Annotated in this window: 22 protein-coding genes; 2 read left to right on the top strand and 20 right to left on the bottom strand. The window is 31.8% G+C overall.

Translation table 11 applies throughout. The features are described 5' to 3' along the window. Positions 1-164: 164 nt before the first annotated feature. From rplS to QZZ48_RS08525, 17 genes are all read right to left on the bottom strand, one after another. The gene (rplS, locus tag QZZ48_RS08605; protein WP_294964410.1) at positions 165-524 is read right to left on the bottom strand and encodes a 50S ribosomal protein L19; all 360 of its coding nucleotides are present in this window, start codon (positions 522-524) and stop codon (positions 165-167) included. Then, entirely contained in the window at positions 514-1,218 is a 705-nt protein-coding gene (gene trmD / locus QZZ48_RS08600) for a tRNA (guanosine(37)-N1)-methyltransferase TrmD (protein WP_294964408.1), read from the bottom strand. Before trmD ends, rplS begins: the two co-directional genes overlap by 11 nt. Then, the gene (gene rimM, locus QZZ48_RS08595; protein WP_294964405.1) at positions 1,218-1,760 is read right to left on the bottom strand and encodes a ribosome maturation factor RimM; all 543 of its coding nucleotides are present in this window, start codon (positions 1,758-1,760) and stop codon (positions 1,218-1,220) included. The genes trmD and rimM overlap by 1 nt, the downstream gene beginning before the upstream one ends. Continuing rightward, positions 1,744-1,980, bottom strand: coding sequence for a KH domain-containing protein (locus tag QZZ48_RS08590; RefSeq protein WP_294964402.1), 237 nt, complete (start codon positions 1,978-1,980; stop codon positions 1,744-1,746). Before QZZ48_RS08590 ends, rimM begins: the two co-directional genes overlap by 17 nt. Before the next feature lie 2 nt (positions 1,981-1,982). Beyond that, complete coding sequence (gene rpsP, locus QZZ48_RS08585; protein WP_294964399.1) at positions 1,983-2,210, bottom strand: 30S ribosomal protein S16; 228 nt, start codon at positions 2,208-2,210, stop codon at positions 1,983-1,985. A gap of 396 nt (positions 2,211-2,606) precedes the next feature. Beyond that, complete coding sequence (gene ffh / locus QZZ48_RS08580) at positions 2,607-3,962, bottom strand: signal recognition particle protein (protein ID WP_294964396.1); 1,356 nt, start codon at positions 3,960-3,962, stop codon at positions 2,607-2,609. A 47-nt stretch (positions 3,963-4,009) separates the two neighbouring features. After that, the gene (locus tag QZZ48_RS08575; protein WP_294964394.1) at positions 4,010-4,744 is read right to left on the bottom strand and encodes an RNA pseudouridine synthase; all 735 of its coding nucleotides are present in this window, start codon (positions 4,742-4,744) and stop codon (positions 4,010-4,012) included. Positions 4,745-4,769: 25 nt separating this feature from the next. Then, positions 4,770-5,936, bottom strand: coding sequence for a lipid IV(A) 3-deoxy-D-manno-octulosonic acid transferase (gene waaA / locus QZZ48_RS08570; RefSeq protein WP_294964391.1), 1,167 nt, complete (start codon positions 5,934-5,936; stop codon positions 4,770-4,772). 3 nt (positions 5,937-5,939) lie between these two features. Further along, positions 5,940-6,656, bottom strand: coding sequence for a C4-type zinc ribbon domain-containing protein (locus QZZ48_RS08565; RefSeq protein ID WP_294964388.1), 717 nt, complete (start codon positions 6,654-6,656; stop codon positions 5,940-5,942). 16 nt (positions 6,657-6,672) lie between these two features. Further along, on the bottom strand, positions 6,673-7,395 hold the full coding sequence (locus QZZ48_RS08560; protein ID WP_294964385.1) for a Nif3-like dinuclear metal center hexameric protein: 723 nt from the start codon (positions 7,393-7,395) through the stop codon (positions 6,673-6,675). 1 nt (position 7,396) lies between these two features. After that, a complete protein-coding gene (locus QZZ48_RS08555) occupies positions 7,397-7,990 on the bottom strand; it encodes a tetratricopeptide repeat protein (RefSeq protein ID WP_294964382.1) in 594 nt (197 codons plus the stop codon). Between the two features lie 16 nt (positions 7,991-8,006). After that, the gene (locus tag QZZ48_RS08550; protein ID WP_294964379.1) at positions 8,007-8,861 is read right to left on the bottom strand and encodes a M23 family metallopeptidase; all 855 of its coding nucleotides are present in this window, start codon (positions 8,859-8,861) and stop codon (positions 8,007-8,009) included. Beyond that, positions 8,861-9,313 (bottom strand): SsrA-binding protein SmpB, encoded by a 453-nt coding sequence (gene smpB / locus QZZ48_RS08545; RefSeq protein ID WP_294964377.1) that lies wholly within the window; start codon positions 9,311-9,313, stop codon positions 8,861-8,863. Before smpB ends, QZZ48_RS08550 begins: the two co-directional genes overlap by 1 nt. A gap of 84 nt (positions 9,314-9,397) precedes the next feature. Next, entirely contained in the window at positions 9,398-10,168 is a 771-nt protein-coding gene (locus QZZ48_RS08540) for a 4-(cytidine 5'-diphospho)-2-C-methyl-D-erythritol kinase (protein WP_294964374.1), read from the bottom strand. Positions 10,169-10,176: 8 nt separating this feature from the next. After that, the gene (gene csrA / locus QZZ48_RS08535; protein WP_294964371.1) at positions 10,177-10,407 is read right to left on the bottom strand and encodes a carbon storage regulator CsrA; all 231 of its coding nucleotides are present in this window, start codon (positions 10,405-10,407) and stop codon (positions 10,177-10,179) included. After that, the gene (gene truB, locus QZZ48_RS08530) at positions 10,401-11,225 is read right to left on the bottom strand and encodes a tRNA pseudouridine(55) synthase TruB (RefSeq protein ID WP_294964368.1); all 825 of its coding nucleotides are present in this window, start codon (positions 11,223-11,225) and stop codon (positions 10,401-10,403) included. The genes csrA and truB overlap by 7 nt, the downstream gene beginning before the upstream one ends. After that, positions 11,222-13,270 carry an ATP-dependent helicase gene (locus QZZ48_RS08525; protein ID WP_294964366.1) on the bottom strand — a complete coding sequence of 683 codons (2,049 nt, stop codon included), beginning with the start codon at positions 13,268-13,270 and terminating at the stop codon, positions 11,222-11,224. Before QZZ48_RS08525 ends, truB begins: the two co-directional genes overlap by 4 nt. 138 nt (positions 13,271-13,408) lie before the next feature. On the opposite strand from QZZ48_RS08525, the gene QZZ48_RS08520 reads away from it, so the two are divergent. Beyond that, on the top strand, positions 13,409-14,311 hold the full coding sequence (locus QZZ48_RS08520) for a LysR family transcriptional regulator (protein WP_294964364.1): 903 nt from the start codon (positions 13,409-13,411) through the stop codon (positions 14,309-14,311). Between the two features lie 8 nt (positions 14,312-14,319). Here the strand turns inward: QZZ48_RS08520 and QZZ48_RS08515 are convergent, their stop codons facing one another. The 3 genes from QZZ48_RS08515 to cysK are packed head-to-tail and all read right to left on the bottom strand — an operon-like array spanning position 14,320 to position 16,278. Next, positions 14,320-14,778: a hypothetical protein gene (locus QZZ48_RS08515; protein ID WP_294964361.1), complete on the bottom strand. Its 459-nt coding sequence runs from the start codon at positions 14,776-14,778 to the stop codon at positions 14,320-14,322. Continuing rightward, a complete protein-coding gene (locus QZZ48_RS08510) occupies positions 14,772-15,362 on the bottom strand; it encodes an aminotransferase class IV family protein (protein WP_294964358.1) in 591 nt (196 codons plus the stop codon). The genes QZZ48_RS08515 and QZZ48_RS08510 overlap by 7 nt, the downstream gene beginning before the upstream one ends. Further along, a complete protein-coding gene (gene cysK, locus QZZ48_RS08505; protein WP_294964355.1) occupies positions 15,355-16,278 on the bottom strand; it encodes a cysteine synthase A in 924 nt (307 codons plus the stop codon). The genes QZZ48_RS08510 and cysK overlap by 8 nt, the downstream gene beginning before the upstream one ends. A gap of 145 nt (positions 16,279-16,423) precedes the next feature. On the opposite strand from cysK, the gene QZZ48_RS08500 reads away from it, so the two are divergent. After that, a complete protein-coding gene (locus QZZ48_RS08500; RefSeq protein WP_294964352.1) occupies positions 16,424-16,681 on the top strand; it encodes a hypothetical protein in 258 nt (85 codons plus the stop codon). Positions 16,682-16,808: the final 127 nt, after the last annotated feature.

Genomic DNA, 16,808 nt, shown 5'->3' with positions numbered 1-16,808 from the left:
TACAAAACTCCGTATGAAGTGTTTTTCAGTGAAATGAGTAAAAGATTAGCTAGCTAATTTAGGTGGAAATTGCACTTGTTGTTGGAATTGGCGATTTAAATTTTATAAAAGAGAATAGGATTTTTTATTTTGAAAGAAGGATGTAAGGGTAGAGACTTAGAAGATTATTTTCTTCTAAGTTCTTTGATACGAGCTTTTTTACCAGCAAGATCACGAAGATAAAATAGTTTAGCGCGACGAACACGACCGCGACGAATAACTTTTATCTCATTAATTGAGTCAGAGTAAATTGGGAAAATTCTTTCAATTCCAATAGCATTAGCACCAATTTTACGTATAGTAATTGTTTTACCTGTACCTTGACCACGTTTTGCAATACAAACACCCTCGTAGCTTTGTATACGAGTTTTATCACCCTCTTTAATGTTTACTGCTAAACGAACAGTATCACCAGCACGAAATTCTGGAAGAGTTTTCTCAGCTGTTTGTGCTTTTTCAAAGTTTTCTATGTACTTATTTCTCATAAGATTTCCTTGTTCTATGCTTTAAAAGCTGCTCTGGCCTGAAGAATCTAGTCTTACATTCAGACAAGGCTAATTTAAGTGAGCGAATTTTACTATGATTTCCCTTTAAATATTCTGATGGAACAGAACAACTTTGGAAATCTTTAGGTTTAGAGAAAGATGGTGCCTCTAAAAGAGGCGTTTCAAAACTTTCAATACTTAGCGAATCACTATTACCAAGTACACCTTCTACATTTCTAGAAATAGAATCACACATAACAAGTGAAGGTAATTCTCCACCAGTTAAAATATAATCTCCTATCGAGAAAACTTCATCTGCAAACTCTTCAATGACTCTCTCATCAATTCCTTCATATCTTCCACTAACGAAAGCTATGTGAGACTTTTTTGCTAATCTTTTGGCATCATTTTGCACAAAAGGTTTTGCAACCGGAGTTAAAAAAACAATATGAACATCTTCATCTTGATTTTTCAGTTCACTCAAAGAATCAAAAAGCGGTTGAGGATTCATAACCATACCGGCTCCACCACCAACTGCTGTATCATCAACTTTAGAATGCTTATTCTTACTAAATTCTCTTGGATCTAAATAGTTAATATTCAGAATATCTTTATCAATCGCTCGCTTGAGAATGGAATCACAAAAATATCCCTCTACGATGTTTTGAAATAGAGTCACAAAAGTAAAAGTCATTATGAAGCTTCTAAAATATCCATTGCACCACTAACAGTGATAATTTTCTTATCTATATCTGTATTTAAAATAAATGGTTTATGAAAAGGAATTAAAAAATTCTTTGCAGAACCTTTTTCAACAAGTTCATCATTTGTTTTAACATTTAGATAATTGCTAATAGTAATACGTTCAACTTCATTTACAACACCCAAAAGTTTTCCATCTTCATGAACTTCACAATCTTCTAAATCAAACCAGAAAAATTCACCCTCTTCAAGATGGCAGTTTTTTCTTGTCTCTTCTCTAGTTGTATAAAGTTTTACGTTGGTAAACTTTTTTGCATCTTCGATTGTATTAACACCAGCAATTTTTATAATACCTCTTTCATGGTTTACATGTCCAAGAGTAATACTGTTGTTTTTATTTGTCAAAAATGTGGAGTTATTTTGAAATTGTTCCGGGAAATCACAATCAATGTGAAATTTCATATCACCTTTTATACCGACAGTTTTGCCGATAGTTGCGATGTGAAGTCTGGGTTCTTTAAATTGGTTCGACATTAATTCTATAGCTTACGCCATCTTTAGCTTTACAGCCAGATATTACAGTTTTAATTGCACCAATCATTTTGCCCTCTTTGCCAATCAATTTGCCTACGTCGGCTTGATTAGCATAAAGAACAATTTCAGTAATTTCATCACTCTCTTTTATTTGCACTTTTATATCATCTGGATAAGTTGCTATAAGCTTTGCAAATTGAGCGACAAATTCAGAAACCATGATTAACGACCAGTTATCTTTTTAACACGATCACTCATTTGAGCACCAGTACTTAACCAGTAGTCAAGTCTTTCGTTATCAACAACTAAAGTCTTCTCAGCTACCATTGGGTTATAATGTCCAATTAGTTCAATCCAACCACCATCTCTACGTTTACGGCTATCTGTTACAGCGATTCTGTAAAATGGTTGTTTTTTTCTTCCCATACGAGTAAGTCTAATTACTGTCATATTATTTCCTGATCATTATTTAAACGATATATGAGCAAAGCCCATCTATCTACGCTAGCCGCTATGGCACTAAAGATATTTCTTACGAAATATTAACAAAATGTTTGGAGGTTTTTTTGCAGAATAAAATATACTAAGTAGTTTTATTGTGCCTCTTACCGCCTTTTGGCGTCTTATATCTTGATAATTAAGATACCTTCTAATCACAGAGGGATTATTTCAGAAGTTATTACGATAGCGGAATTATAACGACATCCGTAATAAAAGTAAAGGATAATACAATATTTAGACTAAATAAAATTAAAAGAGTGATGTAGTTACAAGGGCTGAATGAGGAAGCGTACTTAAAGTACGTGACGAAAGAAGCAACGCAGTAAATGCATTGCTGTTTCAGTTTTAACGAGGAATAGCTCCTGCACCACCAGGACCACCCATTTGACCCATCATAGATTGAAGATCTTTCATGCCATTCTTGCCTGAAAACTTTTTGGCCATTTTACCAGCATTTTTAAACTGTTTAATCATACGATTAATTTCAACAGTTTCTAAACCACAACCTTTTGCGATTCTTCCCTTACGAGAGTTATTAAGTAAATCTGGGTTTTCTCTCTCTTTTAAAGTCATTGAAGAAACCATTGATTTGATATTTTTCAATTCACTTGAGTTTTCCATATCAAAATCTTTAAGAGCTTTTGACATGTTCCCCATGCCAGGGATCATTCCCATAATAGACTTCATGCTACCCATTTTTTTCATGCTTTCCATTTGCTCTAAAAAGTCATTGAAGTTGAACTTACCTTTTTGAATCTTCTTAGTAAGTTTTTTAGCTTGCTTTTCATCAATTGCGCCTACAGTTTTTTCAGCAAGACCTTCAATATCACCAAAGCCCATAAGACGGTTTACTATACGATCAGGGATAAAAACTTCTAAGTCTTCCATCTTTTCACCGTTACCGATGAAACGAAGAGGAATTTGAACCTGTGATGAAAGACCTAAGGCTACACCACCCTTTGAATCACCATCGTATTTTGAAAGAATAACACCATCTATGCCAATTTTTTCTTTAAATGTAGAAGCTGTTTTTACAGCATCTTGACCTGTCATTGAATCTGCAACATAGAATATTTCATTAGGGTTTGCAGCTTTTTTAACAGCTTCAAGTTCATCCATTAGTTCATTATCAATAGCTAAACGACCAGCTGTATCTATAAGAATAACATCATAGATGCCATCATTAGCTTTTTTAAGAGCTCCTTTTACAACTTCAACAGGACTTTTTGTTGCTTCATCTTCATATAATTCAACTTCTATCTGAGTTGTAATTTGACGAAGTTGCTCAACTGCTGCTAAACGTTGTAAATCGGCCGCAACAATAAGAACTTTTTTCTGCTTATTTTTCAAATAAGTTGCAAGTTTACCAGTTGTTGTAGTTTTACCAGAACCTTGCAGTCCTGTCATAAGAATTACAGTTGGAGGATTTGGTGCAAAAATAAAACCTTTATTTCCACCAATCTCTAATAATTTATAAAGTGTTGCTCTAAGTGCATCTAAAAACTGATCTTTACCAATACCATTTTTTTTAGTTTCAGCTTGAACATCAGCTATCAACTCTTTTACTACTTTGTGATTTACATCTGCTTTTAAGAGTGACTTTTTAAGTTCATTCAGTGCTTTGGTAAGTGCCTTTTCGTCATCAAATGTACGAATTTTTCTAATAGCATCTGTAAATGAACTAGTTAATGTATCAAACATAAAATACCTTCTTTAATTAGTATAAAATTTTTCGGATTATATCAAAACTATTGAAAATCAACAAATACTTTAGGCTCAGGAGATATAAATTCCATACCTAATAGTCTAACTTTGTGTGCATGAAGCATTACTCTTTTAGCACGTCTTCCACCATACTGCTCATCTCCAATGATTGGATGATCAATATAACGTAGGTGAGTTCTTATCTGATGTGTTCTACCATGATGAATAACACACTTTATTTTTGTTTTATTTGCACTTACTAAATCTGGGAAAAATTCTGTTCTTGCAGGTTTACCCTTACCAGATACATTTGAGTAAGCTTTATTGTTTTTTTTCTGAGTTAAAATTGGCTTATCAACTTCAATAGGTTCACTAATAATTCCCTCAACCCAAGCAATATACTCTTTATAAACATTATCTTTTTTAAACTCTTTAATAGCTTTTTGTCTAAAATCTTCATCTTTAACAAGCATTAATACACCACTTGTTTCACGATCAAGTCTATGAAGTAGTACAGCAGGTTTATACTGTCTTTCTAGTTCATCTGAGTTTATATACGCTGGTTTATCAACTACAATAATCTCATCATTTTCAAAGATAGGTTTAATCTTTTCTACTTTTTGAACTTTAAAGACTATTTTTGCATCAATCTCTCCACGAGCTATCATAACTTTTTTGTTTCCAACGTATACTAAACCACGATCTATCATTGATTTAGCTTGTGAGTTTGAAACACCTTCTTGAATTGCCAGTATTTTATATGCTTTTTCTTTTGACATTGAACAGGCTCCTTTTAATTTATTTTTATATTTCTAATATTTTATTTATTATTGGTTCTAAGTTTATTTTCTCTTCAACCAAAGATGATGGTAAATCTTTTGCGAACAAAAGTGCTTTGTGAATCTCATCTGACTCAACATACTGAACATGATGTACATATTTGTATAACTCTTTTTGATCATGAAAATATTTACCTGTTATTATCTTACATCCAAAAAAAGCAGGTTCTAGTGGATTATGTCCACCAACATCTTTTTTGAATGCACCACCAACTATAGCTATATCACTAATAGCATACATGTTGTTGAGTTCTCCCATTGCATCTACTAAAATCAAATCTGCATCAAAATCTTTAACTTCTGAAAATCTTGACAAAGTTAAAGAGTTTTTATCAGCATAACTTTTCATAAGTAAATAAACACTCTCAAATCTCTCTGGATGTCTAGGTACAATTATAAGTTTTGAATCTACTTGTTTTTTGTACTGGACAAATGATTTTAATATTGATTCTTCTTCAGTCTCGTGTGTACTACCTGCAACTATACACTCTTGTACTGGTTTTATATAATCTTTTGTTTTAGTGATTTTACCGGCTAACTTTATGTTTCCGATAACTTCAATATTTTTTGCTCCCAATGCTAAGAAACGGTTTTTATCTATTTCGCTCTGAGCATAGATAACTTCTACATTTGCCAAAAGTCTTTTATAAAACCACGCAAATTGCAAATATTTTTTTACACTCTTATCTGAGATACGAGCGTTTAAAAGCACAACTTTTGCACCTCTAGAACTTGCCACTGCAAAAAGCATGAACCAAAACTCAGCTTCTAATACTACAAGTAGTTTCTGCTTTTTTATCCAAAAAGGAAGTAACATCTCATAAGGTAAGTATCTAAGCTCTGCATCATACTTTCTAGCCTCTGATTGTCCAGTATGAGTAACAGTTGTTATCTTTATATCTCTTTTATTTACTAAGTCTAAAATCGGCTTTAATGCTTTTGCTTCGCCTAGTGAGCAAACATGAAACCAAACTCCATCTTCACTAATGAATGATGAATTTTTAAAAAGAAAAAAACGTGCAGGAATAGATTCTTTGTATTTTTGCTTAAATGAGAGATATATTAAAAGTGGAAGTGCTACAAAATATAGCACCACACTTAAAACATAATAGAGAAGTGTAAAAGGCTTCAAGCCTTACTCGTCAGATGATGCTTCCACATGAAGGATACGACCACAATGTGGACATGTTGTAATCTCTTCAGCTTTGATAACATCCGCTAAGATTTTATCGCTAATCAACATATTACAACCCATACAAGCTTGATCTTCAACAACTACAACAGTAGAGTTTTTAGCCCAACGACGGATTTTTTGGTAAAAAGCCAAACCTTTTTGATTTGTAGTCCCAAGAAGTTTTTCTTTTTGTACAAAAACAGTTTGTCTTTCTTTGTTAATTATTTCTAATTTCTTATCAACTTCAGCTTTTACGCTTTCTAAGTTTTCATCTATTTCACTAAGAGAAACTTTTGCAGCTTCTACTTGTTCTTTTTTAGATTCAATAATTTTTTCTAATCTTGCTATCTCTTCATTTGCAAAAGTTACTTGTTCTTTAGCAATCTCTTCTTCAAGTTGTAAAGATTTCATTTCACGTTCAGTTTTAACTTCACCACTTTTTCTAGAGTTATCTTCTAGTTTTTGAGAAAGTTCAGTTAAATGAAGTTCATTTTTATGTTTCTTAAGTTCTTCATCTTTGATTTCATTACTTAAGTTCTCAATATCAGTGTCAATACTCTGTTTTTTTGCAAGTGCTGCTTCATACTTAGAGTTAGCTTCTTCGATTTGAGGTTCAAACGCATCAATCTCTTTATCTACATGAGAAAGGTCTATTAATTGTTTAAGATGCTGGTTCATTGGTCTCCTTTTGGATTTAAATATATGTGAACGGGTTCTTTGATGATGAAATTATAGCTTCTAAACCTAAATTTTTCAAATGTGCGTGTAAAATTTGTGCAAAAAAGTGCTCACTTTCAAAATGTCCTATATCAATTAGTGATACTTTTATACTCTTAGCCTCCATGGCATCGTGGTATTTAACATCTCCGGTTAAAAAACAATCTGCATCTATAGATTTCAATAAAGAGCATCCAGAACCTGTAGTCAAAGCTACTCTTTTGACACGATTTGAACTTTTTACGCATTTTGCATGAGGAAGACCAAATGCTAAAGAGACTTTTTTTGCGAAAGTATCAAACTCTTCATCAACATCTAAGTAAGCCACAAAACCATCTTTTTGTGCAATTTTATAACCTAAAACTTCAGTAGCTACAAACTCGTTTAAATGTGTCTGATCAAAGTTAGTGTGCATTGCAATATTTGAGATATTTTTTTGTATCATTTTTTTAATAAGGTTAGCTGGATATTTATTAAACTCAAGCTGCTTTAATCCACCAAAAATAATTGGGTGATGAGTGATTAGAAGTGTATCTTCTTGCATTGAATCAATTAAAGATTCATCAACATCTATACTCAGAACTATTCTGCTAACTTCTTGATTAAAATCACCTAATAATAAACCTGAATTATCCCATGTCTCTTGTAATTCAAAAGGAGATAATTCATCTAAAAACTTATATATTTGGGATATATTCATATTAAAGTTTCTCCAGTTCCTCTTTTGCTTCATCAAAATCAGGGTTTATATCTAAAGCTTTTTGATACATATCTTTTGCTTCTTCTTTATGATTCATATCCACTAAAAGATTTCCAAAGTTATAATAAGTTATTGGGTTTGAATCGTCTATCTCTAATGATGCATGTAGATGCAGCTTTGCAGATGTAAATTCACCATTTGCTCTATATATAGAAGCCATAGAATTATGAATATATTCATTATCTTTATCTAAATTTACTGCCTGCTTATAATACTTAAGTGCTTCATCATTATCATTTGTTTGCTGTAAAATATAAGCAATTTTAAATAAAATATCTGCGTTTTGAGGATCTTTTGCATCTGCTTCAATAAGTAGAGCTAAAGCTCTTTGAAAATCCTTTTCTTCAAAAGCTATATCTGCTTTTTCAACCAATGCTGCTGGGTCAAATGGAGAAAAAGTATCTGCACTTTTTTCTTCACTTTCATTTGAGTCATCTCTTTGTTCTTGCGGATTTTGAAGTGTTTGAATATGCTCAAAAATTTTAAATGCAAAAAAAGCCGAAGCTCCAAGCATTAATAGTTGAAAAACTGTCATATGTTGTATCCCTTTTTTAAAATAATTTTTTGTTTAGTAAATCTATTAGTTGAAGTGGATCAACCTGTTCTCCACCAACTCTTGCACTAAAGTGCAAATGCGGTCCGGTAACTCTTCCGCTAACACCAGAAAGTCCAATAACGTCAGCTTTTTTTATCTTTTGACCTTTTTTTACATTAAAGTCACTCATATGATAATAACATGTGTAGATGCCACGGCCATGGTCTAGTATAACAGTACCGCCTGAGTAAAATCTATCTTTAACCAAAACGACAATTCCATCATTACTAGCTTTTATTGGTGTTCCAACTTTGGCTCTATAATCTGTTCCACTATGATAACCATTTAAAGTCTCATTGTAAACTCTTGCTTTTCCAAACGAACTTGTAATTTTGCTATCCATTGGAGCTATAAATTTTGAATGGATTAGATTTTTGGGTGTAGATGCAGAGTAAATTTTCATCGCTTGTGCATATTCAATAGATGCTCTTTTTTTATCTTTTTTATTCAATGTTACTTTTGATTTTTGAACTTTAATTTTCTCTTGTTTGTACTTTCCATCTTCAACATATAAGAGAATTATCTTATTTTTTTCTTTGCCTTTATCTGTATATATAATCTTAACTTTTTTATCACTAGGTTTTTCATAGTAACTAATAGGGATTAAGGCATACATTTTACTTGCATCTAGTGGATGCTGGTATATTTTATGCACTTTTTTGCCTAAAATAACCTTTTTGTACCCTATATTTTTCTCTTTAGTAAACTCTATGATTGTAGTCTTGCCATTTGCTACAGTTGAATCAGATATATGAAGATTAAAAGCAAAAATTGTTGAAGCGAAAATTACTAAGGTTATTAAAAACTTCATTAGTAATCTTTCATAGCTCTTGCTATATCACGTTTCATATCTTTTTGTTTTAAATCTTGTCTTTTATCGTGGAGCTGTTTTCCCTTTGCTATTGCAATCTGAACTTTCACAAGGTTTCTTCCATTAAAATATAGCTGTAATGGCACGATTGTATAACCACCTTGATCAACAGCTTTTTTCATTTTTACTATCTGTTTTTTATGTAAAAGAAGTTTTCTACTACCTCTTTCTTCATGTGTGTAATAGTGGTGTGTAGTTTCAAGTCTTCCAATATGAGCATTAAATAAAAATGCTTCACCTTGTACAAAACGTATAAAACTATCTTTTAAGTTCACTCTATTGGCTCGTATGCCTTTTACTTCACTACCTTGGAGAACAAGCCCTGCTTCAAACTTCTCTTCTAAAAAGTAATCAAAATAGGCTTTTTTATTCTTAGCTATTGTGTCGCCCATATTTAATTCTCCTTTTTGAATATATATATTCAAATATTTTTATAATTTTAGCATGGATTGATTAAGATTTGGATTTTTGAATATTTATCTTGCTAGTCTAAAAAAACTACTTCCGCTTCCACTAAAATAATATCCATGTTGATAGTGCTCTTTTAGCTCACTATATTCTTGTAGTGCAGGTTTAAAGAGATCATTTGCTTCATGTGCACTCATAGACTCTAATACCTCTAATGAAGTCTTATTCTTAAGCTCCTGTGTTTGACAAGCATCTACTGGTGCATAAAAATTTTCTCTGTAACTAAGATATACTTTTGGGGTACTAATCTCTACTTTTGGAGTGAAGACTTCAAAGTCTAAGATATCTTCTTTAAACTCTTCTACTATTTCACCTATACCACTTACATTTGCACTATCAAAGCCATATATAAAAAATGGAACATCAGCCCCTACTTTTAAACCTATCTTTGCTAGTTCATTTTGACTAAGCCCAAGATCTAAAACTTGATTACACATCTTTAAGTATGTAGCTGCATCACTACTTCCACCACCAAGACCGGCAAATGCTGGTATACTTTTTTTGACTTGTACTGCATAAGTTTGCATTAGCCTATCTAAAGATTCAGATTTTACTGCTTCTCTTAGGGCAACATATGCTTTATATATTGTATTTTGATGAGTCTCACAAGAAAATTCACCTATTATTTCAAAGTCATCTGTAGTTTTTGGAGTGAAAAACAGTTGATCATAAAGAGAATCAACTCTCATAAATCTAGAGATAATTTCATGATAATTTTCTCTCATTCCTGTTATCTTTAAAAACACATTTACTTTAGCATATGCTTTGTAAATCTTCATATCAGGCTCTATTTTTTTATTATCTTACTAAGCAAGCTCAAGTCATCATGACTGTGCTGCTTAGAAGCTGCTATATTTAAATCTTTAACATCTTCTAAAAGTTCATTTCTAATTATAGAGATATCTCTTGGAGCATCTATTCCTAGTTTAACTACACCCTTATCGATAGATATAATTTTCACAGTTATATTATCACCTATCACAATAGACTCGTCTAATTTTCTAGCTAATACTAACATGTATATATCCTACCTAGTTCATATTTTACTTGCATCTGTTCTATATTTATTATCGAAATATTATCGCCATTATCTAACCAATAATATCCATCTTTTTGTATCTCTAAATCCTTTAAAGCAAGAACTCTTCCATATTTAAGATTATCACTATCTCCAAGGTATATATTCGTAGGAATATTCAAAGATTTTTTAATATCTAGAGCTTTTTCCCCATCAAATGTAAACTGTCCTTCGCAGAGTCTCTCTAAAGCACTTAGACTTCCGTGTTGTAAACCTAGTCTATTTGATATGATACGCCCAAGAGAACGAATGTATGTCCCCTCAGATACAGTTGCTTCAAAAGTTACAAATGGATGACAGTAACTGATTAGCTTAGTTTCATAGATGCTAGAATTTATTTTATTGAGAGTAAACTCTTTACCTGCACGAGCAAGATCATAAGCTCTTTGTCCATTTATGCGCTTTGCACTAAAGATAGGAGGTTCATACTCCAACTCACCCTCAAGTGATTTTATAACCTCTTGAATTTTCTCTAAGGCAAGTTCTGGAAGAATCTCTACATTTTCTATCATCTCAGTATCAAGAGAGTCAGATGCAGCTCCAAGCCATAAAGTAGCACGATATTTTTTGGGAGTTTTATTTAAAAATCTAAAGAGTTTTGTGTGGGAGCCAAAACCAATAAGAAGCACTCCTTTTGCAAAAGGATCTAGTGTTCCTGAGAAACCAGATTTTTTATCATTATATTTTCTTTTTAATCGTGATAAAAAAAAGTTTGAGCTAATCCCTGTAGGTTTGTATGCTACAAAGAGTCGATTCATAGGCGCTCTACGAAAGATGCAAGGATATCTCTCTTTGTTCCGGCAAAATTTATGTTTAGTTTAAATTCTCGTCCACTTTTACTAATACCTGCAACTCTTCCTGTTCCAAAAATTTTATGACGGACTAAGTCACCTTTTTTAAATGCTGTGTTTTTTTCGACTTTTAAAGAACCTTCGCAAAGGCCTGATTCATTAAAAAATCTACTCTTTTGAAGATCACTTCTGCGTCCTTTGTAAAATCTACTTGCAGCATGAGAAAGAGTAAGACTCTCTTTTGCTCTTGTAAAAGAAACATAACCCAAACGTCTTTCTTCTTCTAAGTCACTTCCATCACCAACTAAAGGTAAGAAACCTTCTTCTAGTCCGATAATAAATACATGCTCAAACTCTAAACCTTTAGAAGCGTGAATACTCATCATATAAATACTCTCACCTTCAACTTGGTCTTGTTCACTTTGAAGAGTTAGTTCATTTAGAAATTCATCTAGCCCAGATTCAGGAGATTTTTTTACAAAATCACGAAAGAGTCCATAAAACTCATCCATATTTAAAATTCTATCTGCTTCATCTTGCATACCAGCGTAAATATTTTTTAGATGGAAAGTATCTTCTAAAACATCTATAAACTCATAAGTAGATTCACGTGCTACTTTTGAAACATTTTCTACATCTTTTATAAATGTTTTTAAAGTAGAGGCATTTTTCTTTCTTACTAGTAGCTCTAAATCAGCTAAAGATGTTGTTTTAATATATTCATATATGGACGTAGATGCAGCGTGAGCCGCTAACTCAATCTTTTCTATACTAGCTTTTCCTAAACCTCTTTTTGGTTTATTTACTACTCTTTTAAATGAGAAGTCATCATGGAAATTTGTAATGATTCTAATATAAGAAATAAGGTCTTTAATCTCTGCTCTATCGTAAAATCTAAGACCACCAACAAGTTTGTAAGCTATGCCAGAACGATTTAAACCCTCTTCTATGGAACGACTTAAAACATTTACACGGTAAAGAATTGCAATGTCATTTGCACTCACACCTGAGTCTAAAAGTTTTCTAATCTTCATAGCTATCTTTCTTGACTCTTCGTTTTCATCATGAGAATTTAATATACTAACATCTTCACCAGAACCACGAGTTGGTATTAGCTTTTTACCTAAACGAGAACGGTTATGCTCTATAAGTGCATTTGCTACTTTTAAGATTGGTTCTTTTGAACGGTAGTTATTTTCTAGTTTAAAAGTTGAAGTACCTGGAAAATCTTGATCAAACTCCATAATATTTCTAATATGTGCTCCACGCCAACCGTAAATACTCTGATCATCATCACCAACCACACATAGATTATTATGCGAAGTACAAAGTTTTTGTAGAAGTTTTAACTGCAGCTCATTTGTATCTTGATACTCATCAATCATAATATACTGATATTTTTGAGATGTTGTTTTAGCAAGTTCAGGGTTCTCGTGAAGTAGTCTATAAGTCAATGCAATTAAATCATCAAAATCAACTAAGTTATTTTCTCTAAGGTAAGCTTCATACTCTTCATAAACTTTTGCAATTTGTTGATAGTTAAAAAGTTCTGCTTGTTTATATGCATCATCAGGAGACAAAAGTGAATTTTTATATCTTGAAATTTCACTAGCTATTAATGGTGTTGGTATTTCAGTATTTATTTTTTTAATTATACGTTTTTTATCATCTGTATCAATTACTACAAAGTTATTTTGTCTATTTAAAAGGTGAATATGAAATTTTAAGAATAATAACCCAAACTTATGAAATGTACATAGAAGTGGTGGATAAGAAGCATCTACAATCATGTCAAGAGCACGCTCACGCATCTCTTTTGCTGCCTTGTTCGTAAAGGTAAGAGTTAAGGTGTTTGAAGCTGGTATTCCAAGGACTTCTATGAGATATGCAAGACGAGAAATAATAGTAGTTGTTTTACCACTCCCTGCTCCAGCTAAAATAAGGACAGGACCTTCTGATTGTTTTACAGCTTGGCTCTGTGATTCATTTAGTTTTTCAAATATTTTTTCCATCTTTTTCCATTATAGTCGCTAGTCTATGTTTATTTACTTTTATTATAGCAAAATACTTATAAATTATTACAATACCATTGCAATAATTATAATATTGAGTTATAATTTTATCTATTCATTAAACTTATAGGAATTATTATGTTAAAAGATTTTGCCAAATTACAAACCTTTCTTATGGTCATAAAAGAGAAAAGTTTCTCTAAGGCATCTGCAAAATTAGGTATATCACAACCGGCTGTTACTCAACAAATTAAATATATAGAAGATTATCTCGATACAAAAATTGTTGAGAGAAAAAAGAATGGTATTTTACTTACAAAAGAGGGAGAAGATCTTTATAGAATTGCAATCAAACTTGATAAAGCAATACTAAGTAGTGAAAAAGAACTTCTTAAAATAATCAATAAAGAATTCACTTTTGTTATGGGTAGCTCAAACGCTATTGGTAACTATATACTTCCAAAATATCTTGGTGAAATCAAGCAAAGAATTGGTAACGAAGTTTATATGCATGTTGGTAGATCTACAGATATGATTGATCAATTAGAAGCAAAAAAAATAGATGTTGCTCTTATCGAATCTCCAATTTTTAGAGATGGTATCGTATATAGAGAGTGGGTTCAAGATGAACTTGTACTTTTCTCGAATCAACCGATTAAAAAACAACTCTCCGCGGAAGATTTATTTGAATTTGATTGGATATGTCGTAATGAAGAGTCTCATACAAGAAAACTCACTTCTGAAGTATTTGAAGAGATGGGTGTGCAGTGTACAAACTTTAATGTTTTAGGTGTTTTAGCTTCTCCAACATCTATTAAAGAATCAATTGTTAATGCTGATAAAAATGCTGAGAGACCTTTAGTTTCGATTATGTCTCGTCACGTTATACAGTCAGAGTTAGCTTCAGGAAAACTTTTTGAAGCTAGACTTAAAAATTATAAAATAGAAAGAAACTTTTATATAGCTTACTTAAAAGAGAGAAAGCACGATGCCTTTGTTGATAACGTTGTGCACTTCTTACTATCTTTAAATAAAGTATAAACTACTTCTTAGTCTTTTACAAACTTGGAATTTTCCGGGTTTGAAAGAAACGACGCCATTGAATCTTTTACACCTTTTTCATTTGATACTTTTTTAGGTTCATCTTCTAGCTGGTGAGTTGCAAGATTTATCATTACAGGTGTTTCATCTACAATTATTTGCATAATACTTACAAGTGGTACACGAACAATACTACCAAAATTTTCAGCTCCAAAACCAGCTTCAAAAACTAAACTGTTCTCTTCTATATGGGCTGTTTCAAATGTGTAACCTGCTAAAAAGAAAAGTGTTAATAGACGGAATTCTGTAACTATCTCTTCTGGTAAGCTTGGCTCAAAAAGAGCATCTTCTATTTTACAAAGAATTCCAAAATTTTGTTCTTTTTGAAAAAAATAGATTATCAACTCCTGCATATGTTTTTGCATCAGTTGAGTAAACTCTTTATTATTTATAACACTATCTAACAAGTCACATCCTTTAAATCATATTTCGTAATTATATCAAAATCTATCATCGCATTCATTAGTGCTACTTTAGAATAATCTTTTAAATCTTTAACATATATATCTTTTTCTATTATTTTTCCTGCATCTAGAAGCCTAGCTCTTGTTGTTCCTTTTAAAAGTGGTTTTTTTGGTGTATACCACAAACCATCATTATAAAAAACAACATTTGCTATAGTAGTATCTGTAATTAAAGAATTTTTTACGATTAAAATCTCATCACAATTTTCTTTTTTTTTAAAAAGATTATCTAGCGCTGATCTATCGCTGTATTTTTTAGAGTAGTCAATTTCATCATCATATACTAACTTTATAGATTTGATATCTCTTTTTTTGTACTTATGATATGTTATGTTGATTTCTTGTTCATCATAGCTTAGTCGGCATCTATAAAGACCCGAAGCTGGAGGATTCAAAAACTCTTTAAGATTTTTAAAGTCACTAACTCCTAGTGATTTTAAAACACTCTCATAGCGTCTCTGATGGTATAAAATATTAAAAATTTCACCATCTAGAGATTTGATAGTCTCTAGATAGTTTTTACTCACTAAATAGTTCTGTACTTAAATATCTCTCACCAGTATCACATAGAATTGTTAAAAGTGTTTTACCTTTAAACTCTTCTCTAGATGCCATCTGCATAGTTGCATAAACATTTGCTCCAGCTGAGATTCCAACAAGTAGTCCTTCTTCTTTTGCAAGCATTTTAGCCGTCTTCATTGCATCTTCATTACTCACTTGTATAACTTCACTATAGATTGTAGTATCTAAGATGCCAGGAACAAATCCTGCACCAATACCTTGAATCTTATGAGGACCAGGTTTTTCACCAGAGAGTACTGCAGAAGCTTCAGGTTCTACTGCAATAACAGTAATATTTGGTATTTTTTCTTTTAAAACACGAGAAGTACCTGTCAATGTTCCACCTGTTCCAACAGCCGCAACAAATACATCTATAAGAGCATCTGTATCTTTTAGAATCTCTTGAGCAGTTGTAATCATATGGATTTCAGAATTTGACTCATTTTCAAACTGTTGTAAGATAATGCTATCTTCTATCTCAGTTTGTAATTCCTCAGCTTTAACAATTGCTCCACTCATACCTTTTGCCGCAGGAGTTAAAACAAGTTCAGCTCCTAGAGCTTTTAGTAAGTTTCTTCTCTCAATACTCATAGACTCAGGCATAGTCAAAATTAGTTTTAAGTTTTGTGCAGCACAGTTAGCAGCAAGCGCTATACCTGTGTTTCCACTTGTAGGTTCTATAATAGTTGTTGAGCTTGTAATCTTTCCGGCTTCTTGAGCTCTTCTAATCATATTAAAGCCTATTCTATCTTTTACAGAGCTAGTAGGATTCATAAACTCACACTTACCTAAAATTGTAGTTCCTGTAAGTTTTGACGGTGTATTTAACTTTACCAATGGTGTATTTCCAATTAGTTCTGTAATGTTTTTTGCTATATTCATAAAAGTCCCCTATAAATTAATTAAATTTATTTTACACTAAAAATGTTATTAATACAAACTTCTTTAATGATTAGTTAATTTCATATCTTTTCCAAAGCTTTTTAATAATAAAATAATTGTATCGTAATAATACAAAGAGGTAATTATGGCTATATATGTAAGTGATGGCAAGAAACTAATAGATGTTGAATATGATGATATTCCTACAGTTAATGACATGATTGATGGGATGAGAGTCTTATCTACAGACAAAAGAGCAGAAGATGAAAATGGAATGTTCTTGCTAGAGACGAATGGAAATGTATGTTGTTATGTTTTTGACGAAATATTTATAGTTGGGAAAGTCAACGGTTTTGAAAACCTTGTAGATGCCATAGAAGCTTGGAACAATAACGAAATATAAAGTTACTCAAATTGGAGTAACTTTACTCTTGTATAATGAACCCCTAAAACTGAACCAGTAAAATTTGTTTTCTTATTTCAAAAATGATAAAATTGAAATAGAAAATATAGGGATTAAATATGAGTGT

Origin of the sequence: Sulfurimonas sp. (assembly GCF_016744025.1) — a bacterium.
Taxonomy (GTDB): domain Bacteria; phylum Campylobacterota; class Campylobacteria; order Campylobacterales; family Sulfurimonadaceae; genus Sulfurimonas.
The sequence above is the reverse complement of the archived record's forward strand: the minus strand, read 5'-3'. Positions and strand labels throughout refer to the sequence as shown.